Source organism: Pandoraea anhela (assembly GCF_902459655.1).
In the GTDB taxonomy this organism is placed as follows: Bacteria; Pseudomonadota; Gammaproteobacteria; order Burkholderiales; family Burkholderiaceae; genus Pandoraea; species Pandoraea anhela.
The window spans coordinates 1-528 of sequence record NZ_CABPSB010000060.1; the positions used below are offsets into that span (position 1 = coordinate 1).

The 528-nt window shown below is 65.9% G+C and carries 1 protein-coding gene; it reads right to left on the reverse strand.

What is annotated here, in order from left to right; all coding sequences use genetic code 11:
• Positions 1 to 453 (reverse strand): ABC transporter permease subunit (locus tag PAN31108_RS26245; RefSeq protein WP_442417683.1); only part of this gene is annotated, 453 nt, incomplete at its 3' end.
• Between the last annotated feature and the right edge of the window lie 75 nt (positions 454 to 528).

Sequence of the window (528 nt, forward strand, 5' to 3'; positions counted from 1 at the left end):
CGTCACGATGGCCAGATAGTCGCCGCGCAGGCGCAGCGTCGGCGCACCGAGCAGAATGCCGAACACGGCAGCGACCGCCGCGCCGATCGGGATCGTGAACCACACGGGCACATGCAGCCCGCCGGGGAACAGATGCGCGATCCACTCGAATTGCGACGTCAGGTGCGGAGAACTCAGAAACGCCGTGACGTACGCGCCCACGGCATAGAACGCGATGTAACCCAGATCGAGCAGGCCGGCGAAGCCCACCACGATATTCAGGCCCAGCGCGAGCATGATGTAGAGCAGCGCGAAGTCCAGCACGCGCACCCAGTAGTTGCCGCCGGCGTAGCCGACGAGCACCGGTGCGATGATCGCAGCGATGAGGAAGAACGCCAGGCCACGGTAGGCCTTGCGGGTCGCGGCGGCCGCCGAAATCTGCGTGGCCACCGGCGTTTGCACGGGTTGATTCATGATGTCGATCCTCCCCGCTTATGCACGATCGGCCACGCGCTCGCCGAGCAGACCGCTCGGACGGAACACCAGCAC